We start from the raw sequence: 23,763 nt of genomic DNA on the forward strand, positions 1-23,763 counted from the left end.
AAACCTTGAAGGAAGTGAGAGCCTGCCCAAGTTCCGACTGCCGGTATAGCGAAATATCCTGTCAGAATGCTTCAGAAATTCTGATGGAACAGGGCCCGGACGGCGCTTCCGGCGCAGGAGACTGCGCCAGCCCGCTACAGCCAGTCGTGCAGCATGATCCCCACCCCCAGGCGGTGGATACGCTCATTGTAGTCCACCAGGCTCTCGCCGTAGCCGTTGTAATACTGCACATAGCCCTTGACCGTCGAGCCAATGGGGAAGCTGTAGCCCAGTTCCACCGAGGTCTTGTTGTCCGAGGTGCGGAAGTTGTTTCTCAGTTTCAGCGAGATGGACCGCTGCTCATCCACCTTGTAGATCGCCCAGTAGTCGCCGTGGCCGAGGTAGCGCTCGATATCGGGGTTGTTGTCGTCGCTGCGGCTCTCCGGAATCCGGTACCAGGGACTGGCCATGAACAGCCACCGATCGACCCCGTAGACGACATTACCGGTGATCCGGTTCCAGCTGCGGGACTGGGGTTCGGTGTGGCCGTTGGACTGGTGGGTGAAGCCCAGGGAGACCACGTCCAGCCGGCCCGGCCCCAGCTCGAGGCCGGCATCGTAGCGCAGGAACAGTTCCGGGGCATAGTTGGTCTCCCGGAACGGGGCGGAGTCTTCCCGGTTGTACAGCTGCCAGAAGGACAACTGGGTGTAGCCGAACCACAGGGTGGTGCGCTTGTCGAAGATGCCGCTGAGCAGCGGGATCTTGAAGCTGAGCTGGAACTTGGCCTCGTGATTCTTGACGTCGTAGTCGTAATCGGTGAACCCGAGGGTGGGACTGAACGGACGCTGGTTGGCCGACTGGGCGTAAGTGTACGGCAGCAGGTAACTCTGCTTGTAGGGCAGGAAATTGCCGGCGAAGGACATGAAGGCCCGCTCGGTGGCAATGTACCGACTGACCAGGGTCTTGGCGATGCCGTCTTCCTGCTGCACGCCGCCGTTGTCACTGTACTGGCGGGGGGACAGCAGCTCGGTGTCCTTTTCGGCCTGGGCCCGCTCCTCGGGGCTGGCGGCCTGGCTGACCGACTCGGTATCCACCGCCGCATCGAAACAGGCCAGGCGTTTGACGCCGTTTTCGATCAGCGCGCAGTGCTCGAGCTCGGTGGGCGGCAGGCTGTAGGGATCGGGCTCCCCCTGTGTCCAGCCCGGCGGACTCATCGCCCACAGCGGGATGAGGTAGCAAACTGCCCGAAGCATTCTGTCCATGCGTTTTGGCCTTGAGTCTGACGATCACCAAGAGAAGCTTACCACCGCTAGCGGTCTGGCCCCATGACGAGTCTGTAAAGGGCGGCAAGGAGCGGTCGGAGGCAGACGGCGCCGCTGGGGACACTCAGCCCAGAAGGCCCCAGTGGCCGGTGAGCCGTCGGTGTTCGGCCTCGTAGCAGGCCAGGTCTTCGAACTGCAGGAAGACCTGCTCGCTCTGGGTCGGCCGCAGGAACACCCAGTCATCCGGCTGCAGGGCCAGGTTGCGACTGCCGTTAAGCATTTCCTGGTTGCTGGAACGACCATACACCGGGTTCGGGCTCAGGCCCGGCGGGGACGCGGGTACCGCCTTCCAGTGACCACCGTAGATAAACACCGCCTTGGCCCGGTTGGGGTTCCACCAGGCCATCAGGTTGCCCAGGCCCGGGGCGCCAGGAATCTGCACCCGCTCACTGACCTTGAGCACCGGGGTGGCGATGAACGCGGCAGGCTGGTGGTCCGCCAGGGTCGGCAGGTCGAAATCCGCGGGCTTGACCAGGGCGGAGCCGGCCGCCAGCTCGTTGGGGGCGATCCGCCGGTGCTGATCCCGATAGAGGCGGTAGGTGGTGCTGCCGCCGGTATTGAGGGTGAGATCGCGGATCGACCGTCCCAGGATCTGTTCGGCCCGATCGACGAAGGCCTGGTAGCGGGCCATCGCCTGGTCCCGTAGCCACTCGGCGCTGCCCGGCGCCTTGGCAAGGTGGGGCTCATAGCCCATGAAGCCGGAAAAGGTCAGCAGGGGGGATTGCTCGATGCGCCTGAGCATCCGCGCCAGCACGTCCAGGTCCTGCACCCCGCCCCGGTGCAGGCCGATATCGATCTCCAGGTTGATCCGCAGGGGCTGGCGCAGTGCCTCTGCCAGTTGCTGGTACTGGGCCAGCCGTTGGGGACTGTCCACCAGCCATTGCAGTTGGCGGGCCGGGTCGAAACCCTGGCTGTTGCCGCTGGCCAGGGTTCGGTAGAACTGAGCGGCAGCCTGGACTGGCATCGGCTTGCCCAGCAGCACGTCCGCCTGGGGAAGCCGCCGGGCCACCGCGTTGAGGAAGGGCTGGTGGAACACCATCAGGCGGTTGGTCCCGGCCCGTTCCATGATGAGTTCAAGCAGCTCCACCGAGGGCAGCGACTTGGCCACGATGCGGTAATGATACTGGCCGGCCAGGCGTTGACTCAGGGTATCCAGGTTGGCCAGCAGGCGTTGCCGGTCGATCACCATCATGGGCCGATACCGGTGGTGCCGCTGCGCAGCCTCACTCAGTCCCCGGAAGTAGGCGTTATGGTGGCCGTCCAGTGGCGCGGGCTTCAGCCACGCGGTGGCGCCGGCCAGACCAAGGGCGGCCCCACCGATCAGCAAGCGGCGTCGGCTTCGGCGGAAGGATTCACTGTGGGGCATCAGGCGAACAGCTCCCGCAGGTAAGAGTTGAGGAAGCGGCCCTCCGGGTCCATGTCCCGCCGTACCGTTTTGAAGTCCTCCCAGTGGGGGTAGAGTTGCGCGAAGTCGCGGCCGCTCAGGCTGTTGAGTTTGCCCCAGTGGGGGCGGCCGCCGTACTTGCGGAAAATGGGCTCCACCGCCTGGAACAGGGGCCGATAGTCTTCCTCGAAATAGCGATGCACCGCGATGGAGAGGGTGTCGCGGCGGTGGAAGGGGCTCAGCCAGATGTCGTCGCCCTTGATGAAGCGCACCTCGAACGGGAAAAACACCTCCGGAAAATGGCGCTCCACCACCTCGCGCACCTCTTGCAGGGCCTTCAGGCCGTCCTCCCGGGGCAGGTGGTACTCCATCTCGTTGAAGCGGACATTGCGGTTGCTGGTGTAGTTCCGCCAGGACGACGCCACTTTCACTTCCCGGTCGATGGTCTTGAGGATGCCCTTGAGTACCTGGCGCCTCAGGGTGGAGGACCAGCTAATCAAATCGCGGATGGTCTGCAGGTCCCGGGCGCCGTCATTCTGATCAAAGCGGCCGGTACTGGAGAGCGGCTCCTCGGTGAGCTCGTGGGTGTCATGCAGCCCCATCCCGGAAAACGGGATGTAAAAGAACTCGAAATTGCGGTAGCGGTCGGCGGTATCCTGCGCGGTGGCGAGAATATCCTCGATGGGCATCCACTCGGAGACCCGCTTAAGCCGATAGGGGCGGGTGTTTTGCAGGGTGACGTCGGTGACGATCCCCAGGGCCCCGAGGCCCACGCGGGCGGCCTGGAACAGCTCGGGGTTGTGCGCCGGGCTGCAGTGCACCCGATCGCCAGCGGCGGTAACCAGGGACAGCGCCACGATGTTGGCGGACAGGCACTGCAGGCCGGCTCCAGTGCCGTGGGTGGCGGTGGCCAGGGAGCCGGCCAGGGTCTGCTGGTCGATGTCCGGCATGTTGATCAGCGCCTGGTTCACCGCCTCCAGCGGCTCACCCAGCTGGCCCAGCCGGGTGCCGGCGCCGATGGTGGCCTGTTGGCGGTCGTCGTCGTGGCTGAGCAGCCCGCTGAGGCGATTGAGGGAGATCAGGGTGTCGTCCGTCGGCACCAGGGGCGAGAACGAATGGCCGGAGCCCACCGCACGGATGGTGCCGTTGGCGGAACGCACCTGCTCCTGCAAGTCGGCGACGGTGGCCGGGGCCAGCCGCGCAGCGGGGTGGCTGAGCTGGGAGCCAGACCAGTTTTTCCAGGGCAGGCGGCTGGAGTCGGTGCTTCGGGCATCCGCGCCCGCCAGCGCCTGCTGGATCGGTAGCGATGTCGCTGCCGCAGCGGCGACCAGGGTCTGGAGGAATTCACGACGATTGGCCATGGCAGTCTCTTGTCCGTTGATTCACGGGCTGTCGGGGTGGCGGGACATAAAACGGATCAGACGTTCGAACTCGGCGGCGTTGCAGTCCATGCACAGGCCGTAGGGCGGCATGCCGCCGACGCCCTCCACCACGTGATTCAGCAGGGTGTCCATGCCCTGCTCCAGCCGGGGCTGCCAGGCGGCCTGGTCGCCAACCAGCGGGGCATCGGAGGTGCCCCGGCTGTGGCAGGCCTGGCAGGAGCGTTGGTAGATCTCCGCCAGTTCCGGGTCGGCCGGCAGCGCAGAGACGGCATAGCGGGCAATGGCTTCGGCATCCGGGCCCCGGTCGCAACCAGCCAGCAGCAGGACCGTGACCAGGGTCGCTGACAGTCGGCGGGAGCGGCCGGCAGGGGCTCCCCCGCGTATCGTGGTAACGGTGTGATTCACTGTGGGCCTTCCCTCCTTCGGTACAGGGAGTGTTTCAGGCGCGGCGCCGCCCTTCTGTCTGCAAAAGATGATTACCTATCACGTTAGTGCTGTCAATCCGTTGTCGCTGCTGTCTCGGGCCATTCCCCCGGGTTGAGTTGGTAGAAGCGAACCAGGCAGTCATACAGCCGGGGCTCCTGTTGGGCCAGGGGCCGGGGCTGGAGGAAGAAGGCCTCGGTGACCACCGCGAAGAACTCGGCCGGGGACGTGGCGCCGTAGTCGTCGATCACGCTGTCCCCGCCGGGGTGTCGCCGACGTCTTTGCCAGGCCTCGCTGAACACCTGCTGCCAATGCTTCGCCTGGTCGCCCGAAGCCAGCGGCGGCGCGCCATCGGAGGCGCCGTCGATCTGATCGAGCTGGTGGGAGAATTCGTGCAGACCCACATTACTGGGGGTATCGGGATTGGCCGCCTCCACGGACAGGGTGTCCCACGCCAGCACCAGCCGGCCCTCTTGCCAGGACTCTCCCAGTCGCTCCTGTTCGCTGTGGCTCAGGACATCGCCGTCCAGCACCTGTTCCCTGACCCGGTAAGCCCCAGGATAGACCAGGATGGAGCGAAGATTGCGGTAGTAGTCCGGCGACAGGCCGTTGATCAGCAGGGCGCCGTGGGCGGCGATCATCACCTTCATGGTGTCATTGGGGGCCAGACCGGCACAGCCGTAAAAATCGACCCGGTCCAGCAGTAGCTGTATGTGGCGATGGAGGCGAGGCCGGTTTTCCGGCGGCAGCCGCCGGTACAGCACCATGTGATCCGTCAGGTACCGTTGCCAATGCTCGGGAAACGGGCGGCGGGCGACCCGCCGGGCCCGTTGGTGGGGGTAGATGAACAGCCCGTAGAAGGCCAGGACAACGATGGCGATGAGGGCGATTCCATACCCGAGCATAGTGGTTTTCCTGCTGTGTGTAAGGGCTGACGCAGTGCGAGGTGGCGTTGCGGCCAATGTTCTCGGCGCTGGCAGCTAGAATGATAGGGGAATCTGACGACAACCACACAAACAATCAAGGTGTTACGAATGAAGCAACTTGCCCGGCGCGCCCTCCATACCTGCGCCGTACCCAGCGACCTGAGTACCGTCACCCATTGTGATCACGACGGGGAAAATCCGGCCGCCGTGGGCGTCAGCAAGGAATCGGTGGACACCATCTGGCGCAGCGTCGAGAGCCTGTACCGCACCGGTGTCCATCCCGGTATCCAGCTGTCCATTCGTCACCGCGGCGAACAGGTGCTGCACCGGGCGATCGGCCACGCCCATGGCAACGGCCCCGACGATGGCCCCGACAGCCCCAGGGTGCCGATGACCACGGACACCCCGATCTGCTATTTCTCTGCCTCCAAGGCGGTCACCGCCCTGCTGATGCACATGCTGGCGGAGCGGGGGCTGGTGAACCTGATGGATCCGGTCGCCTACTACTGCCCGGAGTTTGCCCAGAACGGCAAGCGCACCATCACCATTCACCAGATCCTGTCCCATCGCGGCGGCATTCCCGCCATTCCCACGGACACGCCCATCGACGTGCTCTGGGACAAGGAGGAAATCTGGCGCCTGCTGTGCGAGGCCAAGCCGGTGGAGGTGGACGGCGCCAAGCTGGCCTACCATGCCATTACCGGCGGCTATGTGCTGCAGCGGGTGCTGGAAAAGGTGACCGGTGACACCATCGACGCCTTCCTGGACCACTTCCTGCGCAAGCCCATGGGCATGCGGTGGTTTACCTATGGCATCGATGAAGCCAACCTGGACCAGCTGGCCCAGACCTACGCCACCGGCCCCCGGCCCACCTTCCCGGTATCCTGGGTGGTGAAGCGGGCACTGGGGGGGGACATCCTGACGGTAGAAGAGGTGGTCAACGACCCGCGGTTCCAGGCGGCAGTGATTCCAGCGGGCAACCTCTGCGGTACCGCCACGGAAATGAGCCGGTTCTTCCAGATGATGCTCAATGGCGGAGTCTGGGAAGGCAAGCGGATCTGTGCCGAAATCACCGTGCGTCGGGCCATCCAGCAGTTTGGCTCGCTGCAGCTGGACCGGACACTGATGGTACCGATGCGCTTCAGCGCCGGCATGATGCTGGGGGGCAACCCCGTCGGTATCTGGGGGCAGCAGAGCCGCTATGCCTTCGGACACCTGGGCCTGATCAACAAGCTGTGCTGGGCGGACGCCGGTCGCGACATCTCGGTCAGCCTGCTGAACACCGGCCTGCCGATCGTCGGCCATCACATTCCGGCGCTGGCGAAATTTGTCTACAGCGTGTGCAATGAGTTCCCGCTGATTCCGGAAGCGGAGCGTCCCCTGGCGCTGGCCTGAGCCTGCCCCCAGCCCCCCCTCCTTTGGGGGCTTAGACGGTCTCCAGCTGGGCCTCCAGGATTCCCTGCACCGACGACAGGATGTCACGGAAGTCGGTCAGGGTCTGGGTACGCTGGATGACGTCTTCCCGCTGATCGTCCAGCCGTTCCAGTTTGGGGATCACCCGGCGGATACCCTCGGTAATCACCTCGTAGGGGTAATGGTGATCCATGATGCTGAGCTTGTTCAGCTCCGCCACTTCCTGGCTGAAGATGCTGATGATGTCGTACAGCATGTCCTTGTGCGCGATGGTGCCGGCCTCCCAGTAGGCGTCATCCAGCAACTCCAGTAAAGACAGGTATTCACGCAAGGTGTCTGCGACCGAGGTCTGATTCATTTGGGGCACTCCATAGGGCATGAACCGGCCGGCCCGGGTGGTACCGGGCGGCGGAGGTTGTTCGTCGCGTTCTTCTGTTTCGCGCCATCCATTCACCGCACTATAGCAGGCAGGCCGGGTCCGGAATCGCTAAATTAATGAAGATGCGTTCACCCTTGTTGTCAGTGGCACCAGGATTGTGCAAAACTGCACCAGTAACTGCGGGTTCGTGGACAGATGCTATACTGTGCGCACCGCAGTAGGGTCACCAGGGATGGACAGAAGACCAGGGCCGTCTGGGACCCACCGGGATACGGCTATCCCGCATCAGGACAAGGAAAGGATGAAACTCAACGGATGAGCACCATGGCCAGCCAACCCTCAGACCCGCCGGAAAACGACCAGGACCGCCGGAGTGTCCGGCTTGATCAGCACGAAAGCGTCCGCTCCCACGTTCACCGTCGCCTCAATGACGAAGTGGCCCAACTGGAACGGCGCATCGAAACCTTGCGCCTGGCCAAGTCCCCCCATGCCGCCATCATGATCTCGGCCTATGAACGCATGATCGAACGCAAGAAGGGCTTTATCGAGCGCTGGCGGTTGGGTAATGCCCCGGGAGGCTCGGAATAACTTCCCAGAACTACTGACGCTCCGGAATGGCCACCGTACTGTAACTGGTGGCCTCATCCCCGGGCTGCTGGAAGGCGCAGTTGTCGGGGTTGTCCACGGTTTCCCCGTCTTCTTCAATCTGGGCCGGTTCATTGTGGGAGGTGTAGACCCTCAGTGTTGCCATCGGGTAGTCCAGTTCCGCCCGCAGGCAGTCCGGCGAGGCCCCCGTTTGGGAGCGGCTCACGAACAGCGTATCGGTTTTTGCCCCGATGAACTCCTGGCGGAATTCCAGGCTGCCCAGGGTTCGGGTGGCGAAGCTGACGTTGGCGTATTCCGGCCGGTTGTAGCCCTGCACCACGAAGTTGTTGGCATCGAACTGACTGCCGGCCAACAGGCTGACCAGCTCGGGCAGTGTGTCCGGGTTCGCGTCGCTGTCCTCGCGGGCAATGTACTGGATGGTGCGAAAGACCTTTTCGTAGCCGGGGGTGCCGTCCGGGTCATCCGGAGTGTAGGTCCAGGCCATGGTACGGTACTGCCATTCCCGCTCCGGTCTGGGGGCCCCAGCCTCGGTGGCGGCCTGGTCGATGAAGCGGATCAGCGCCCCGTTACTCCGGGAGTTGTAGGTGCCGGCGTCTCCCGCGGCGATGCGCTCGCCGATGTAGGTGCGGCCAGCGACGAAGTTGTCGACTTCTCCGGAAGCCAGAACCTGGTCCATCAGGTCAAGGGGGTTGCGTACCTTTTGGTAGCGGTCGCCGCTGTCTGCCCGCACTGCCCCCATCACCTGGTCCACCAGATCCCGCAGCTCGTTGGCGGTGTTCGTGGCGCCGGCGTCGCTGTCGTCCTGCGGTTCAACGCCGCGGTAGAAGTCATCGAAGCGGGTGTGCGCCAGGGTGGCCGGCTGGCCTTCCCGATCTTCCAGGTCGAAGGTGGAAAATACCAGATCCACATCGTCAGCCGGGTTGAAGGCGCTGTCCGAACTGTCTCCGCCACAGGCCGCCAGCAGCAGGCCGAGACATGGCAGGAGCACAAACCTTGGTGACGATCCCATTAACAACATCCCTGAGGTGTGAAAGTATGGATAACGCGCTAAAGTGAAGCCGGGGAAGGGCCCGGAATGACGGGCCAATCATAACAAGAGCCCTCCCCAAGGCGGTAACATTAGAGATTATTTCAGGCGCCTGCCCGCGCGGAGATCACATTTTGCAATATCGGGAGTTCACTGCTGGTGTTATGCGGCTGTTGCTTTGGCTGACGGTCCTGGCGGTCGTGTCGCCCGCCGTGGCCGACCAGAACTGTTCCGAGCAGGCGCTGCTGCTGCAGGCCAACCGTGACTCCTACGACCTGGGTCAATGCGTCTGGTACCTGGAAGACCCGGACAAGCAGCTGAATCTGCGACAGGTCCGCAGTCTCGACCAGCAGGCGTTTCGGCTGCATCAGAACGGCGTGCTCAATTTTGGCTACACCGAGTCGGCCTACTGGTTCCGCTACGACCTGAGAACCTCGGACAGCAGCCCGAATCAGGACTGGATCCTCGAGCTGGCCCTGCCGTTGGTGGATGATGTCACCCTGTACGTGGTCCGGAACGGCCTGCTGGTCAGCGAGCGCCACGGTGGCTATGACGTCCACTGGTCAGAGCGGGATCTGGCGGTGCCCAACCCCGCCTTCCGGTTGAGCCTGCCCCGGGACAGCGAGACCCAGGTCTATCTGCGAATCACCTCCGATAACACCCTGCGCCTGCCGATTACCCTCTGGCATCCAGGGCGCTACATCGAGAAGGTGTCCATCGACGAGGTCTTCCGCGGCATCCTGCTGGGCAGCATCCTCGGTATCCTCGCGTACAACCTGTTTGTGGCCGTGTCGGTGCGGGAGCGCAGCAACATCTACTACGTGCTTTACCTGGTTACCGCGGTCTGTTTCATCTTCACCGAGCAGGTGCATGGTATCCAGCTGTTCGGGGACCGGCCCTGGTTCTTCCACAAGCAGTATCTGCACCTGCAGATCATCGTGACCTGGTTCTTCGGCCTGTTGATGGCCCGGGAGCTGCTGGAGACCAAAGCGCGCTCGCCGGATCTGGACCAGGTGATCCGGGTCAGCCTGTACGGCGTTGCGACCACCTTCGTGCTGGCCCTGTTCATGCCCTATCACGTCGGCATGGAGTGGACTGTGCTGGTCACCATCCTGCTCAGCGTGATCATGATTGTGATCAGTTACCTGTCCTGGCGCCATTACAACCCCGCCGCCAAGGCCTACTTTTACGCCTGGACCGTCGCCGTGACCGGGTTCGTGGTGTACGCGCTGACGGTGATCGGGCTGCTGCCGCTCAACATCGTCACCGCCCACGCCAGTCAGATCGGTCTGGCGGGGCAGATCATCCTGTTCTCATTCGCCCTGGCGGACCGCATCAAGCTGGTCCAGGGGGAGGCGCTGAGCTGGAGTGAACGGGCCCTGGCCAACCTGCGCCAGTACCGCTCGCTGTTCGATAATGCGGTGGAAGGGGTGTTCCAGATGTCCCTCGACCGTCGTTTCCTCACCGCCAATCCGGCGATGGCGGAACTGATGGGTTATAGCAGCAGCCAGGAGATGATCCGGCGCAATCCCGATGTCCTGGCGTTGTGCTTCGGCGATGACCGTCTCCGCCGCTGGGTGGTGGATCAGTTGCAGGACAAGGGCATGATCAAGGGGGTGGAAGCCCGTTACGTGGATCACCGGGGTGACGAACGCTGGGCGACCATTTCCCTGCACACGGTCTACGACCGGGAGGGAACCCCCCTGCACCTGGAAGGCACCTGTATCGATGCCACCGAACGGCACCAGCGCCAACGGATTGAGAAAGAGCGGGAACAGGAGCGGCTGGACAAGGAGCTGGCCCGGAATTCCGCCGCCGCCAAGAGTCAGTTCCTGGCCAACATGAGTCACGAGATCCGCACGCCGCTGGCGGCGATCATTGGCTATGGCGAGACCCTGCTGGACCCGGACCTGGACGAAGCGGAAAAGCGCAGCAGCGCCGAAACCGTGGTACGCAGTGGTCGCCATTTGCTGGATCTGGTCAACGATATCCTCGATCACTCCAAGATTGACGCCAACAAGCTGGATGTGGACATTGTCACGGTGAACCTGCCGGAGATGCTCGATGAACTGCGGGCGTTCTTCGAACCCCGGGCGCGGGAGAAGGGGCTGGAGTTCAGCATTGCCTGCGAGTACCCGCTGCCGGAAACCATTCACACCGATCCCACCCGCTTCCGCCAGATCATCATCAACCTTTGCGGCAATGCGCTGAAATTCACCCAGCAGGGCGCCATCACCATGACGGTCAGGTGTGATCGCGAGGCCCATCAGTTGATTACCCGCGTGGTGGACACCGGGATTGGCATGCGGGAAGAGCAGCTCAAGCGGCTGTTCGACCCGTTTGCCCAGGGCAGTGCCGCCATTGCGCGGCAATATGGCGGTACCGGTCTGGGGCTGAGCATCTCCCGGCGCCTGGCGGAGCTGCTCGGCGGTACCATCGTGGTGAACAGCACCTACGGCGAGGGCAGCGATTTCGAGGTATCCGTGGCGACGGGGTCCCTGGAGGGGGTGCATTTCCTGCGCGATGCCTCCGAGTTTACCCAGCGCCGCCGGCAGCTGCCGATGGTGGTGGCGCCGCGACTGCGGGGGCGGATCCTGTGTGCCGAGGACAACGAGGTCAATCGCAAGCTGGTGTCGTTACTGGTGGCCCGGACTGGGGCCGAGTTGGTGCATGTGCCCAATGGTGCCGAGGCGCTGGAGATCGCCACCCAGGAACCCTTCGACCTGATCCTGATGGACATCCAGATGCCGGTGATGAACGGTCGGGACGCGGCGGTAGCGCTGCGGGAGGCCGGGATCAACGTGCCCATTGTGGCCCTCACGGCCAACGTCATGGCGGAGGATATCGAGGATTATCGGGAGGCGGGATTCACCGAACACCTGGCCAAGCCCATCGACAAGTTGCGGTTCTATGAGATGCTGGGCCGCTACCTGGGCTCGGCCAGCGAGGACTCCAGTTACGGCAACCGGCGCTATCGCGGCCTGGTGCTGGTGGCCGAGGATAACCAGGACAACCGCCGGCTGGTGGAACGAATGCTGGGGCGCCTGGAGCTGGAGGTGATCTCGGTCAGCAGCGGCGAAGAGGCGGTCAAGGCGGCCTTGAGCAAGTCGGTCCACCTGGTACTGATGGATCGCCACATGCCGGGAATGGACGGTGTCGCCGCCACGCGCCTGTTGCGCCAGGCCGGCTTCCGTCGCCCCATCATCGCCTTCACGGCGGGGGATCAGCGGGAAATCGACGCCCTGATCGACGCGGGCTGCGAGGGGGTGCTCACCAAGCCCATCGACCAGGAGCATCTGGTGGGCCTGCTGGACCGTTACCTGGAGACCGAGGGAGGCACCGAGGAGCACCGGGCGGAGAGCTTGGGCATCCAGCAGCTGGTAGACCAGTTCCTGGCCGGGCTGGGAGAACGCAAGGCAACCATGCTGTCGGCCCTGCAGGTACGGGATCAGGACGAACTGCGTCAGCAAGCTCACCAGATCAAGGGAACCGCCGGAGCCATGGGCTACCCGCTGATGACCGAGCAGGCCGGTGTGCTGGAACGCGGCCTGAAGCAGCCGACGGTGGACTGGGCGGAGGCCGAACACCAGCTGGAACAGCTCAACCTGCTGATTGATCGGGCCTTGACGACCGGCCGGGCCCGGGCGCAAGAGGAATAACCACAGGAAACCAAGACCATGACCGAAAAGACACCGCATCGCGAAGTCCAAACCCTCAGCATGATGTACGGCACCTACGCCGACGTGCTGTTTGTCCTGTTTCCGTTCCTGGTGATCGTGATGCAGCGGCTGTGGGATGGGAAGCTGGAGGACGTGCTGTTACGGCCGGATCTGAGCGTCGCCGCGGCAATCCTGGGGGGGCTGGCGATTGGCAAGTTCGTGCTGGGCCTGGTCACCGAACGGGACCTGGGGCGGTACAAGGAACGCATCGTGTTCTTCATTGCCATCACCCTGTTTGTGGTGTTGGGACCGGCCATCATTCTGATCCTGAGCATCGTCGGCAACCAGGAAATTCCCGGATTTGTGGCCTTCGTCCAGCCCGTGTTGCTCATCGTGTCGATCTCGCTGTACACCACGGCGATCAGTATCAGTAATATGCTAACTCATGAGAATGCACCGAATCAGGTGGGGGGCGAAGCCAACGGCACCGAGCCCGGCCAGGCGGATGTCGCCGAGGAAGCTGCCCCGGAACCCCTGACCATCCCGCGTCGCCACAACGGCGAATCCATGTAGGCGGACCGTCGGGCATTCGTTCAAGTCTGTAGAGGAAGGATTTATGGAAAGTTTGCGAGTGATGGTGGTCGAAGATGAACCCAACATGAGGGAGCTGCTGCGGGACATGCTTTACCAGGCCGGTGCCACCCGGGTGAAAGAGTGTGGTGATGCCGCCAGCGCCCGGGCGGCGTTTGACGCCGACAGTTATCAGATCGTCATGCTGGACCTGGGGCTACCGGATGGTAATGGTCACGACTTGATGGCGGAGTTCAAACAGGTGAATGCCAGTCAGCACATCGTCCTGGTGACGGCGGACGATTCCATCGAGAGTATTCAGAAGGCGATCAGCGCCGGTGCCAATGGCTACGTGGTCAAACCCTACTCCCAGGAGAAAATCCTGGACGTGATCAATAACTACGCCATGGTGCATGGCGGCGAGGGGGCGATGTTGAAGGGAGGGCTGAAACGGCGGCCCTGATGGCGGCCGCCGTTTGCGCGGTGGTCGAAGGAGATTGAGGATCAGGCGACTTGGCGGGCGATCCAGGAATTGTATTTGGTGGCCAGCGCCCGGACGTAACGGGCTTCGGCGCCGTCGAGGTTGGCCAGCACCCCATTGAAGATCCAGCCCCGCTCATACAGCCCCAGTACCCGCTGCTCATCATCCAGGTTTACCCGTTGATTCAGCTTCTTGCAGATGGCATCCAGCAGCGGCAGCTTGCCCGGGCGTTTGATGGCGCCCGAACGCTGGCTAGGCGACGGATTGGCTGGCCGGGAACTCGGTTGTCTTCTCATGGTGTTCTCCTTGTCGTTTTGCTGCTGCAAAAACAATAAACCCCGGACTCTGGAGACCGGGGCTTGCTGGGGAGAACCCGTCCCGGTCGCTCAGAGGCTCCCGGGAATAACCGAAAGCCGCTAGTTGATCATCACCAAAGCGCGCACCATCTGCCGGGTGTGGCAGGTCTCGCTGCGGGCTGTGAGTCGATGAATTGTGGGGTTCGGCATCTTGTTTGGCTCGGCGTGCTGTTGGGTTCGTTACTGCTGCTTCGTTACCACTGACTCGTGTGTTCGCGGTTCAACGGAACGGTTTCGGTATGAAACCCAGTGTATCGCCTGACCATGGCTTTTCAAGTGGGCATTTCTACGCACCGGCCCACCCCAGCCGGGCGCTGATGACCGGGCTTCGGCAAACCCCTACAGACGCCAGCTCTGGCAATGCGCATAATTCGTCCTGTCACGTGTTTTACGTTGTGCAATCCGCGACGTCTCCCCTGAACCGGTGGAGCCGTCCAATGGATCTCTCCTTTTATGACGCAGCCGCCCGGCTGCGTTTTTTTTGTCTCGGATTTTCCGTAGCGGCTAGTGCCTAGTGCCGCGATGCTGTGGGCGAGGGATAATTAGTGCCCTATGCAATTAGCCCATAACAGAGAGGTTGAAACCGAAGGCAATGTCTGACAATCCCAGTCTCTTCAGGAGGTTCCGCAGTCATCTGATAATCGAAACCGCGTTGATACTGGCTCTGCTGGTCTACGTGCTTTCCGGCAAGGATCATGGCGTGGGCGTGGGCGTGGGTGTGAGCGATACCGTCGTGGGCGTGGGTCTGATGGTACTGCTCTCGCAGTGGACCCTGTACACCGCTCAGGACGTCCTGCGACTGGTAGTGGCCCGTCGGCGCCGCATCAGCGGTTAGCCAGCGGCGCCGGGCGGGTCTGTCCTTCCACGTCGCCATTCAGCCGGCGCCAGGTCTCACGCAGGATCAGGGCGTCGTTGGCGGCGCGATGGACCGGAAGCGCCAACTGCTGGATCACCTCCTGGCGGGTGGCGGACCAGTGCTGCACCTGTTGGGGGGTGAGTAGCGTGGAGATGGATTCCAGCTGGAAGCTGGGCCGAAGGTTGACTGCCCGGTACAGCCGGTGGAGCCAGAAGCTGTCGAAGGACCAGGCATCGCAGAACACCGGGCCGCTGAGCAGCTGATTGAGCTGTTGCGCAACCTCCCGTACCGGTGTGCCGTCCTGCTCCAGGGCGGCGCGACTGATACCGTGAACCCGTTCGGCACTGTCGGACCAGTCTTTCCAGATAACGTGGGGGCGCACCAGCCAGGAATGGAGGGTGCCGTCGGAGAGGCAGACGCCAACCTCGATAGGGTAACTGGCAATCAGGTCCAGACTCGAGGCCTCAAAATCAATAAATGCCGGGCTTTGGTCGGTGTTCATTCCGTTTTGGTTTTGTTAGTGAGCCGTTTTCAGAGTGTAACCGCCCTGTCAAAGAGACGCGAACCCTATCCTGCCATTCCACTGTTACAATACGCTCACGGATTCCTAGTACTCTTCCGAGGTGATATTGGCGGGTACGGCGCCTCTGTGGTGTTTCGCCGCAAGGCGCAGGGCTACGGCCATTGCCGGCGAGACCCGCCTAACCCTGAACATGGACAGGCCAACTGCACCCGTCAATATCACCTCGAAGGAGTACTGGTGACGTTTATCACTGGCGGCGAGGTCTGCCGCCAGCATTGCGAGGCACTCATGACAGACACCGTTGTTGTTATCTATTCTGGGGGCATGGATTCCTTCACCCTGTTGCACAAGGCCATTGCCGAAGGGCACCGGGTACACGCCCTGTCGTTCAATTACGGTCAGCGCCATGTCCGGGAACTGGAATGCGCCAGCCTGGTGTGCCGGGAGCTGGATATCCCCCACAAGGTGATCGACATTCGTGCGCTCGGCGCGGTGATGGCCGGCTCGGCACTGACCAGCGACGTGCCGGTGCCGGAGGGGCATTACGAAGAAGAAAGCATGAAGTCCACGGTGGTGCCCAATCGCAACATGATCCTGCTGTCCCTGGCCACCGGATACGCGGTCACCGTGGACGCCCAGGCGGTGTGGTTCGGTGCCCATGGTGGTGATCACGCCATCTACCCGGATTGTCGCCCGGACTTCGTCGCCCGGATGGACGCGGTCTGCCGGGTCGCGAACTACCAGCCGGTGGCGATCGAGGCGCCTTTCATTCGTGCCAACAAGGCCGAGATACTTGCCGAGGGCCTGGCCCTGGGGCTGGACTACAGCCAGACCTGGACCTGCTACAACGGCCGCGACAAGGCCTGTGGCCGCTGCGGTTCCTGCGTGGAACGGCGGGAGGCCTTTGCCATTCACGGCCTGGACGATCCACTGCCGTACGAAGAGGGCGTCTGATGTATCGGGTCAAGGAGGCGTTCTACACCCTTCAGGGTGAAGGCGCTCAGGCAGGGCGGGCAGCGGTGTTCTGCCGCTTCAGCAAGTGTAACCTATGGACCGGTCGGGAGCGGGACCGGGCCCGGGCGGTGTGCAACTTCTGCGATACCGATTTTGTCGGTACCGACGGCCAGAATGGTGGCCGTTTCGAGACCGCCGAGGCGCTGGCGACCCACATCCGGGCCCTGTGGCCGGAGGCCGGGGGGTGGCCCTATGTGGTCTGTACCGGTGGCGAGCCGCTGTTGCAACTGGACGAGGCATTGATTGCGGCCTTTCACCAGGCCGGTTTCGAAGTGGGCGTGGAGACCAACGGCACCCTGCCGGCGCCGGCGGGTATCGACTGGCTCTGTGTCAGTCCCAAGGCGGATGCCAAGGTGGTCATCGAGCGCTGCGACGAGCTCAAGCTGGTGTATCCCCAGCCGCTGGCGCCGCCGGAGCGGTTTGCCGGCATGGTCGCCCGGCATTTCTTCCTGTCACCCATGGCTTCCCCCACCCTGCCGGAATCCGGGCCGGACCCGGTGAAGGACGCCAATACCCGCAAGGCGACGGAGTATTGTCTCGCCCATCCGCAGTGGCGCCTGACCCTGCAGATGCACAAGCTCCTCGGTATTGACTAGTGTCTTACAGTGACGCGGCCTGGTGGGGTTCCAGCTGCGGCGGGGATTCCCGGCTCCGATTGCGGTACTGACTGGGGCTGACCCCGGTCCAACGCTTGAACGCCCGGGTGAAGTTGGCAGCGTCGGCGTAACCCAGGGAGTCGGCAATCTGGCTCAGGTTCATGCCGGTGTTCTCCAGCAGGTCTCCGGCCCGCTCCAGCCGCACATCGTCCACCAGTTGCTGGAAACTGCGCTGTTCTTCCTGCAACCGGCGCTTGAGGGTGCGCTCGGACACAAACAGGGTATTGGCCACCTGGGCCAGCTTGGGGGGGAACGGATGGCTGGTTTCGATCACCCGCCGCACCCGGCAGGCAAAGCCCGCTTCCTCGGTGAGCTGCTGCAGGGCCTCTTCACACTCCGCACGGGACGAGGCGGCGAGCTGTTCATCGCTGAAGCGGATGGGGGTATCGAGCTCCGACAGCGGCAGCACGAACGCATCCTCGTCCTGGCCATAACGGACCGGGGCGGCAATCTGGTGGCGGAAACGCTGGAAGTAGCCCGGCTCGTTGCCCCGCCGTCGAATCTCGGCGTTCATCGGCGCGCGTCCCAGCAGTTGGTTGCCCATGGTCACGCAGCCGAACAGCATGGCATCGAGGATAAAGGCATGCAGCGGACCCAGGTCAATCTCGCACACCAGGCGAAACACCACCTGCTCACCCTCCTGGCGGCGCAGCACCCGCAGGTGGGGCGCGCGGAGCATCAGGAACCGGCTGACCAGTTCCAGCGCCTCGCCCAGAGTCTCGCTGCTCATCACGGCGATGCCCAGGGCACCGTGCAGCGGCAGCTTCATTTCGTTGGCCAGCATGATTCCCAGGCCCGGTTCGCCACTCTCGATAATGGCGCGGGTCACAAACTCGCTAGCCTGGGACTGGCTGACCCGCAGGTCTGTGGACTGCAGGCGCGCAGGATCCAGGCCGACCCTTAACAGCAGGGCACGCTCATCAACATTGAGATTGTGCAACAACTCCGCCAGCAGATGCAGGTAGATCGCTGGTAAGCCGAGGTCCTGGGCCTGGGATGCTGAGGCTCGCATGTGTGTTTCCTCGTTCGATTCTGTTCTTATTGTGTTAAGGAGCGGTGGTGGCGATGGTCGTCACCGATGCTCTGATAGGACCAACTGATTATGACGTGAACAGCCTTTTCACCCCATGACTCCACTGACGGGTCAATGGGATGCGGAGGCCAATTCGGTGAAAGCGCCACTTTGGCCCCCGAAGGGTCAGTCGGCTTGACGGTGAATAAAATCGGCCAGTGCCCGCGCCGATCGCCGGGGTGCTTCCACCATGGGCAAATGGCCGACACCGCGGAACAGCCGGATATCGGCGTCCGGGGTGACGCGGCGGAAATAGTCGACACAGCGGGTCGGCGTGATCACGTCTCGGTCGCCCCACTGCACCTGCAGCGGCACCGCCTGGCGGGGCAGGTAGCGGGCCGGCGCCAGTCCATCCGCCACCATGTCCGCAAAAATGTGTCGATGGGCGGCGGAACGCCTGATCAGGTCCGGCCCCAGCAGTCCGGCAATGGCCAAAGAGCGGGGGTTGGGCTTGCCATTGCCCACCGAATTGAACATCCGGTACACCGCCGTGAGGCTCTCCGGGATCAGGATGCCGTCCCGGTCGGACTCAAACGGCGCCTCGATGTCGACACTGGCGTGTTCGGGGATGCCGGCGCTGTTCAGCAGGGTCAGCGACCGCGGCGCCGGCTCCAGCTTGTGGGCCAGAATGGCGGCAATGGCGCCCCCCATGGAACTGCCCACCAAGTGCACCTGGTCGAGGTGCAGGTCACTGAGCCAGTTGCGCAGCCGCGCGGCCTGGATCTCGAAGCGGTAGCTGGCATCGGCGCGGTAATCGCTTTCGCCGAAGCCGGGCAGGTCCGGCACCAGAATGTGCCAGTGCCGAGGCAGATGCAGCAACCACAGTCCCCAGTTCTCCTTCATCGCGGCAAATCCGTGAATCAGCACCACGGTCGGACGTCCCGGCCCTGGTCTGCCTCGTTCCAGCCAGACCATGCGATGTTGGTCCACGAGTCCTTCGTGACGCTTGGTTTGTTGCAGCCAGCGATGACCGGTGCGGGCCAGGGGCCACAGGTTGGGAGTCGGTACAGTCACGTTCTTGCCTCATACTGCGAGTATGGTTTTAGTGTACAGCTGTACGACTTGCAGGCGTTGGCTGCTGAGACCTGGTTCCAGGGTGTTGTCGGCAACTTGAGTGACGGGTGGTTCACTTTGGGCCAGGGCCTTGCCCGAAGGGGCCACTACAGCGCCAGGTCGGTAATCACCGGATCGTGGTCGGAGCTGCGCCAGGGCACGGCGGGGACTGTTGCCGGCCCTGTGCCCTCAGAGGCGTACCCCAGTGCGCGGGGTTCATCGGCATTGATCGCCCAGATGCGGGCCTGACGTACCCGGGGCAACAAGGCTGCATCGGCCAGGGCGTAATCCAGGGTGCCGCTGCGGCCGTGAAAGCGGAAGCTGCTGGCGGGGGCGCCGTCGTCCCGGTTGATCAGATCGGTGTAGCCGGCTTGCATCAGTCGCTGTATCGGATGTTCCCGGGCGTAGCTGTTGAGATCGCCGGTAACCAGGGTGCCGGCAGAATCCGTCGGGGTTGGCAGTGCCGTCAGCCAGGCCGCCAATGCCTGGGCCGACGCCATCCGGCGGGCGGCATAGCAGCCCTGGCCATCGCCCTGGTCTTGCTGCCTGCCTTCGGCCCGATGGCAGCTCTTGGACTTGAAGTGGGCCACCGCGACCGCGACCGCCGCGCCGCCCCCAATCGGCTGGAATCGCTGCAATAGCGGCGGGCGGCCGCGGTTCAGTATCGACTGGGGCGGCGGCGATTGCGCGGGCCCGACCGCCACGACACGGCTGTGCCGGTACAGCAGGGCCACCCGAATGGCATCGTCGCCATCGTCCCCCTGGCGCCGGATGTAGTGCCAGTCCGGTCCCAGTGCCCGGGCCAGCTCGGCCAGGGCGCTGTCCCCGTGATAGCCATCGTTCTCCAGTTCCGTTACGGCGGCGATGTCAGCATCCGACCCGGTCAACGCCGCCACCAGCCGACGGGTCTGGCGCGCCAGCTGGTCTGGGTTGCGGGCCCCGCGGGAGCCGGCGAAGCGGCCGGCATCGCCATTGAAGTAGTTGCCCAGATTGAGGGTGACCACCCTCACCGTGGTGCCGTCGGCCCGCGGCGGGGCTGGTGGCCGGGGGGTGCTGGCCTGGAACCGGGGCGAAGCCTCAGGGTGCAGGCGCCAGGCGCCATAGCGGTAGTCCAGCACGCCGGTCAGCCCGCTCACGGTGCTGCCGGCGCGGAGCGAGCGCCCCAGCGACAAGCCGCCTTGGGGATAGGGCACTGGATCGGGAAACTGGCGGCTGAGGCCGTCATCCAGCAGTAGGCGCCGCTGTTGCTGGCGACGATGGAGGGCCCGGGCCGCCGGACCGGGTGGCAGTATCTGGGTGGGCACCGGCTGCGGCTGGGGTGCCAGGGTCAGAGTGCCGTATCGGTGAAGGTTGAAATGATCGATGACTACCAGCGGTGAAGCCAGCCTCACTCGCATCCCTTCCAGGTTTTCCGGGCGCCGTCCTGCGGGCCAGGGCAGGGAAACCGGCACGGGCTCCGGAACGTCGGCTTTGCCACAGGGAGTGATGGTGGTGACCGAGCTCAGCTCGGTCAGGCCATGGTATTCCTGCACCTTGCCGCTGACCCGCAGGCGCTGGCCGGGACGGGGCGACAGCCGATCGCTGTAGACAAACAGCGCCTCGGAAGTGGCCGGGTTGCCATCGGTCTCGGTATCCGCCTGTTGCAGGTAGAAGCCGCCAAAACCGCCGCGATGGCTGGCGTCGAACGTCACCACGGCTTCCACGGTCACCGCCTTGCCCGTCAGTGGCGACTGGGAGCCATCGCCCTGGATGCGGGCGATGGGAACGGCAGGCAGGCCGCAGTCGTCGGCCAGTGCGCAGGCGGTGAACAGCAGCATGAGCAGTCCGGTGACTATCGGCGGTCCGGCAAGTGTGGGCATGGTCATCAAGGGGCTTTGTGGTTAACGTGTACACCGTGGCCGCCTGGGCGGTTAGGGTGGATTCGATTCTGTGGGAGTTGCAGCAATGAGTAACACGCTCTGGGTTCTGTTGGTAGTGGTGATTATGGTGGCCGGCCTGGTCTGGTTCCAGAAGACTCGGATGGACCGCACGCTCCAGGCGCTCGTTGCCAGCGGCTTTGAAGTGTCGCGCCAGTGGCGGGCGAACCTGCTGGTGGTGGCGGATGACCACAGCGGTCGTCTGGCGCTGGTGTGGCCCAATCGCTACCAGGTGCTGTCGGCGGATCAGCTAATGGAGGTCGCGGTCCGTGATCAGGAGATGGAAGGCGCCCGTCACCGCTATTCGGTACAGCTGCGGTTCGATCACCCGGAGGTGCGGGAGGTGGGCCTGGCGCTGCACCAGCGCGGCGACCGTGCCCAGCAGTGGGCCCGGGAGCTGCTGGCCTGGCGCGACCGGCATCGTGCCCCCCGGTAGGGCACCAGGGCCGTGGCCCTCTCTCAGATGGCCAGCTGCCGTTTAGCAGGTGGCCGGCTGCCGTTCCCTGGCGGCGGGCTTCGGGTTGTCCGGCGTTGCTGCCTTGGTCTCCACCAGTTCCAGCGGCTGCTGCAGTGGATCTGTGGCCGGCCCCGCTTCCGGTACCCTCAGCTGCCGGAGCACATGGGGGCGTAACGCCGTCCGGGTGGCCAGTTCCAGCCGCTGGTCCACCATGCCATAGTCGCCGGCAACGATGGCCCGCTGGTGCGGGCTCAGTCGGCGATCGGGCCGGAACACCAGGGTAATGCGCTGGTTCCAGTCCTGGTCCTGCAGCGCCCCGTGGCCGGACCGTTCGCTCAGCATCCGTGGGGTCCCCCGGAAGCGGGTTAGCTGGAAGTCCCGGTAACGCTCCCGACGGTCACACCAGCCACGCACAAACCAGTGGCCGGCACCGCACACCAGGGTGTGGGGCGCCAACACGCAGCTTTCCAGTTGCACCTGGTACATGGACGCATAGTCGAGAACCAGCTTGCGGCCCTGGCGGGCGGCGGTGATGACCGCACGCACGATGTCCGGGGCGCCCTGGTGCCGTGGCACCCGGACCACGGTGCTGGCCGGCAGGCGGACATCCAGCGACTCGAAGGCCTGGCTCAGGCTGTCGTGGCGGTTCATCAGTTCAAGATACTCGTCCGCCTCGCCCCGGGTGATTTTGGGGCGAAAGCTGGGGGCCGGGACATACCCCTTGCGGTGACGGTCGTAAACCAGATTGCCCGGGGCGACGTCCCTCAGGTACATGTTGATGTCCTTGGAGGCCTGTTGCCGACCAATACCAAACCCGTGGCAGATGTGGTTGGTGGTGAGCCGCCCTTCCCAGAGGGCGATGATTTCAATCAGGCGGTAGCGCAACAACAGGTCCCATCGGATGGGCCATTCCGTTTTCTTCATGTCGCTCGGCTCTTTGATTCGGCGGATACAGGACTGGGGAACCCCTGGGTAGCCAGCGCCGATCCAGGCGTTGTTTCGAGGCCCCCTTACCCCAGCGAATCACTTCATGGTACCGCTTCGGGGTGCCGCCGTGGGTTACGTCGCCTTAATGTAAAACAATGTCAAACGCCGAGGGAGCTGGCCTCGGGGACCTGCGGCCTTTCGGTAATTGCGGATGCTGAATGAGCTCTCCATTCTGTTTTCGAGACAATGATTAGCTTACTATTAGTGAATCAATTATTTCGATTTCAAATCAGTTTTGGGTGTTGTGGAGTACCTGCCTATGAGAGACCAGTTTCCCTTTGCCGTGGCTCGGGTTACCCGCCGCTGGCGCAAGTTGCTGGATGAACGGCTGAAGGATCTGGGGGTCACCCAGGCGCGCTGGACCACCATGGTCTACCTGCAAAAGGGCGGCGAGGGCCTGACCCAGCGGGAACTGGCCAGCCTGATGGCCATTGAGAATCCCACCCTGGTTCGCCTGCTCGACAGTTTGGAAGAGCAGGGCCTGATCGAGCGCCGCCCCTGCCAGAACGACCGCCGGGCCCGCCGCCTGTTTCTCACCGAATCCGGAGAGCGATTCATGGATGACCTGACCTCCCGGGCTCAGGAGCTGCGGGAAGAAATGCTCGCAGGCATCAGCGATGAAGAAGTCGCATGTGCCCTGCGGGTCTTCCAGAAAATCATGGTGAACGCGGAAAACCAGAAGTAACGGCGGTGCCGTCAGGGAGAACGGGTTCTGAGTCGCAATACGGTTGACGCGTTAAAAGCCCGCTTCGGTGAACGCTGGCGGTGGCTGGCGGTTTTCACCGTGATGCTGGGCACCATGGCGACGGTACTCAGCGCCACCGTGGTGAACGTGGCGCTGCCGGACATCATGGCGGAGTTTGGTATTCGCCAGGGCACCGCCCACTGGCTGGCTACCGGCTTCATTGCGGCCATGACCACCACCATGCTGGCCTCAAGCTGGCTGCTCGACCACTTTGGCCTGCGTAAGACGCTGATGGTGGCAATGCTCTCCTTCAGCGTGGTGTCGGTGCTGGGGGGCTTCAGTCCCGATGCCACCAGCCTGATCGGGGCCCGCATTGCCCAGGGAGCCCTGGCCGGTCTGATGCAGCCCATGGCCATGTACCTGGTGTTCCGGGTGTTCCCACGGGAGCGTCGGGGCCAGGCCATGGGAATCTATGGCATGGGGGTGATCCTGGCGCCAGCGCTCGGGCCGGTGCTCGGGGGCTTCCTGGTCGACCAGCTGGACTGGCGCTACGTGATGTTCGCGCCTGCTCCGGTGACCCTGCTCGGAGTGTTCATGGCGTGGCGGTTCCTGCCGCTGCCGGTTTCCCGGCCGGCGC

24 protein-coding genes are annotated in these 23,763 nt (G+C 63.7%); 11 read left to right on the forward strand and 13 right to left on the reverse strand.

Features of this window, described 5'->3' with window-relative positions; genetic code table 11:
- Positions 1 to 134 precede the first annotated feature (134 nt).
- From R3175_RS08265 to R3175_RS08285, 5 genes are all read right to left on the reverse strand, one after another.
- Positions 135 to 1,241 (reverse strand): phospholipase A, encoded by a 1,107-nt coding sequence (locus R3175_RS08265; RefSeq protein WP_318943653.1) that lies wholly within the window; start codon positions 1,239 to 1,241, stop codon positions 135 to 137.
- Between the two features lie 124 nt (positions 1,242 to 1,365).
- Positions 1,366 to 2,667, reverse strand: coding sequence for a DSD1 family PLP-dependent enzyme (locus tag R3175_RS08270; RefSeq protein WP_318943655.1), 1,302 nt, complete (start codon positions 2,665 to 2,667; stop codon positions 1,366 to 1,368).
- Positions 2,667 to 4,046 (reverse strand): D-arabinono-1,4-lactone oxidase, encoded by a 1,380-nt coding sequence (locus R3175_RS08275; RefSeq protein WP_318943657.1) that lies wholly within the window; start codon positions 4,044 to 4,046, stop codon positions 2,667 to 2,669. Before R3175_RS08275 ends, R3175_RS08270 begins: the two co-directional genes overlap by 1 nt.
- A gap of 21 nt (positions 4,047 to 4,067) precedes the next feature.
- Positions 4,068 to 4,472: a c-type cytochrome gene (locus tag R3175_RS08280; RefSeq protein WP_318943658.1), complete on the reverse strand. Its 405-nt coding sequence runs from the start codon at positions 4,470 to 4,472 to the stop codon at positions 4,068 to 4,070.
- 92 nt (positions 4,473 to 4,564) lie between these two features.
- The gene (locus R3175_RS08285) at positions 4,565 to 5,395 is read right to left on the reverse strand and encodes a zinc-dependent peptidase (RefSeq protein WP_318943660.1); all 831 of its coding nucleotides are present in this window, start codon (positions 5,393 to 5,395) and stop codon (positions 4,565 to 4,567) included.
- A 129-nt stretch (positions 5,396 to 5,524) separates the two neighbouring features.
- On the opposite strand from R3175_RS08285, the gene R3175_RS08290 reads away from it, so the two are divergent.
- Positions 5,525 to 6,811, forward strand: coding sequence for a serine hydrolase domain-containing protein (locus R3175_RS08290; protein WP_318943662.1), 1,287 nt, complete (start codon positions 5,525 to 5,527; stop codon positions 6,809 to 6,811).
- Positions 6,812 to 6,842: 31 nt separating this feature from the next.
- On the opposite strand, the gene R3175_RS08295 is transcribed toward R3175_RS08290, so the two are convergent.
- The gene (locus tag R3175_RS08295; RefSeq protein WP_318943663.1) at positions 6,843 to 7,187 is read right to left on the reverse strand and encodes a hypothetical protein; all 345 of its coding nucleotides are present in this window, start codon (positions 7,185 to 7,187) and stop codon (positions 6,843 to 6,845) included.
- 345 nt (positions 7,188 to 7,532) lie between these two features.
- Here R3175_RS08295 and R3175_RS08300 point away from each other — a divergent pair, with 345 nt between their 5' ends.
- Complete coding sequence (locus R3175_RS08300) at positions 7,533 to 7,796, forward strand: hypothetical protein (protein ID WP_318943664.1); 264 nt, start codon at positions 7,533 to 7,535, stop codon at positions 7,794 to 7,796.
- A gap of 10 nt (positions 7,797 to 7,806) precedes the next feature.
- Here the strand turns inward: R3175_RS08300 and R3175_RS08305 are convergent, their stop codons facing one another.
- Positions 7,807 to 8,802, reverse strand: a complete 996-nt coding sequence (locus R3175_RS08305) for a hypothetical protein (RefSeq protein WP_318943666.1) — start codon at positions 8,800 to 8,802, stop codon at positions 7,807 to 7,809.
- 203 nt (positions 8,803 to 9,005) lie between these two features.
- On the opposite strand from R3175_RS08305, the gene R3175_RS08310 reads away from it, so the two are divergent.
- Genes R3175_RS08310 through R3175_RS08320 form a run of 3 tightly spaced genes read left to right on the forward strand, consistent with a single transcriptional unit; the run spans position 9,006 to position 13,533 of the window.
- On the forward strand, positions 9,006 to 12,500 hold the full coding sequence (locus R3175_RS08310; protein ID WP_318943668.1) for a response regulator: 3,495 nt from the start codon (positions 9,006 to 9,008) through the stop codon (positions 12,498 to 12,500).
- A gap of 18 nt (positions 12,501 to 12,518) precedes the next feature.
- Complete coding sequence (locus R3175_RS08315) at positions 12,519 to 13,073, forward strand: hypothetical protein (RefSeq protein WP_318943669.1); 555 nt, start codon at positions 12,519 to 12,521, stop codon at positions 13,071 to 13,073.
- A gap of 43 nt (positions 13,074 to 13,116) precedes the next feature.
- On the forward strand, positions 13,117 to 13,533 hold the full coding sequence (locus tag R3175_RS08320; protein ID WP_318943670.1) for a response regulator: 417 nt from the start codon (positions 13,117 to 13,119) through the stop codon (positions 13,531 to 13,533).
- 41 nt (positions 13,534 to 13,574) lie between these two features.
- On the opposite strand, the gene R3175_RS08325 is transcribed toward R3175_RS08320, so the two are convergent.
- The gene (locus R3175_RS08325) at positions 13,575 to 13,847 is read right to left on the reverse strand and encodes a hypothetical protein (protein ID WP_318943672.1); all 273 of its coding nucleotides are present in this window, start codon (positions 13,845 to 13,847) and stop codon (positions 13,575 to 13,577) included.
- 652 nt (positions 13,848 to 14,499) lie between these two features.
- Here R3175_RS08325 and R3175_RS08330 point away from each other — a divergent pair.
- Positions 14,500 to 14,742 carry a hypothetical protein gene (locus tag R3175_RS08330; protein ID WP_318943673.1) on the forward strand — a complete coding sequence of 81 codons (243 nt, stop codon included), beginning with the start codon at positions 14,500 to 14,502 and terminating at the stop codon, positions 14,740 to 14,742.
- Here the strand turns inward: R3175_RS08330 and R3175_RS08335 are convergent.
- Positions 14,732 to 15,265: a hypothetical protein gene (locus tag R3175_RS08335; RefSeq protein WP_318943674.1), complete on the reverse strand. Its 534-nt coding sequence runs from the start codon at positions 15,263 to 15,265 to the stop codon at positions 14,732 to 14,734. The two genes, R3175_RS08330 and R3175_RS08335, sit on opposite strands and share 11 nt — an antisense overlap.
- A 309-nt stretch (positions 15,266 to 15,574) precedes the next feature.
- On the opposite strand from R3175_RS08335, the gene queC reads away from it, so the two are divergent.
- Positions 15,575 to 16,240, forward strand: coding sequence for a 7-cyano-7-deazaguanine synthase QueC (gene queC, locus R3175_RS08340; protein ID WP_318943696.1), 666 nt, complete (start codon positions 15,575 to 15,577; stop codon positions 16,238 to 16,240).
- Positions 16,240 to 16,896, forward strand: a complete 657-nt coding sequence (gene queE / locus R3175_RS08345; protein ID WP_318943676.1) for a 7-carboxy-7-deazaguanine synthase — start codon at positions 16,240 to 16,242, stop codon at positions 16,894 to 16,896. The genes queC and queE overlap by 1 nt, the downstream gene beginning before the upstream one ends.
- 4 nt (positions 16,897 to 16,900) lie before the next feature.
- Here queE and R3175_RS08350 read toward each other — a convergent pair whose 3' ends face one another.
- The 3 genes from R3175_RS08350 to R3175_RS08360 form a co-directional block, all read right to left on the reverse strand.
- Positions 16,901 to 17,968 (reverse strand): AraC family transcriptional regulator, encoded by a 1,068-nt coding sequence (locus R3175_RS08350; RefSeq protein ID WP_318943677.1) that lies wholly within the window; start codon positions 17,966 to 17,968, stop codon positions 16,901 to 16,903.
- 186 nt (positions 17,969 to 18,154) lie between these two features.
- Positions 18,155 to 19,042: an alpha/beta fold hydrolase gene (locus tag R3175_RS08355; protein WP_318943679.1), complete on the reverse strand. Its 888-nt coding sequence runs from the start codon at positions 19,040 to 19,042 to the stop codon at positions 18,155 to 18,157.
- 146 nt (positions 19,043 to 19,188) lie between these two features.
- Positions 19,189 to 20,946: an ExeM/NucH family extracellular endonuclease gene (locus R3175_RS08360; protein ID WP_318943681.1), complete on the reverse strand. Its 1,758-nt coding sequence runs from the start codon at positions 20,944 to 20,946 to the stop codon at positions 19,189 to 19,191.
- Between the two features lie 79 nt (positions 20,947 to 21,025).
- Here R3175_RS08360 and R3175_RS08365 point away from each other — a divergent pair, with 79 nt between their 5' ends.
- Entirely contained in the window at positions 21,026 to 21,433 is a 408-nt protein-coding gene (locus tag R3175_RS08365) for a hypothetical protein (protein ID WP_318943684.1), read from the forward strand.
- Positions 21,434 to 21,475: 42 nt separating this feature from the next.
- Here R3175_RS08365 and R3175_RS08370 read toward each other — a convergent pair whose 3' ends face one another.
- On the reverse strand, positions 21,476 to 22,378 hold the full coding sequence (locus R3175_RS08370; RefSeq protein WP_318943686.1) for a WYL domain-containing protein: 903 nt from the start codon (positions 22,376 to 22,378) through the stop codon (positions 21,476 to 21,478).
- 322 nt (positions 22,379 to 22,700) lie between these two features.
- On the opposite strand from R3175_RS08370, the gene slyA reads away from it, so the two are divergent.
- Positions 22,701 to 23,126 (forward strand): transcriptional regulator SlyA, encoded by a 426-nt coding sequence (slyA, locus tag R3175_RS08375; protein ID WP_318943688.1) that lies wholly within the window; start codon positions 22,701 to 22,703, stop codon positions 23,124 to 23,126.
- 102 nt (positions 23,127 to 23,228) lie between these two features.
- A partial coding sequence (locus tag R3175_RS08380; RefSeq protein WP_413231745.1) for an MFS transporter occupies positions 23,229 to 23,763 on the forward strand: 535 nt, incomplete at its 3' end.

It is taken from the genome of Marinobacter sp., assembly GCF_033722735.1.
In the GTDB taxonomy this organism is placed as follows: Bacteria; Pseudomonadota; Gammaproteobacteria; order Pseudomonadales; family Oleiphilaceae; genus Marinobacter.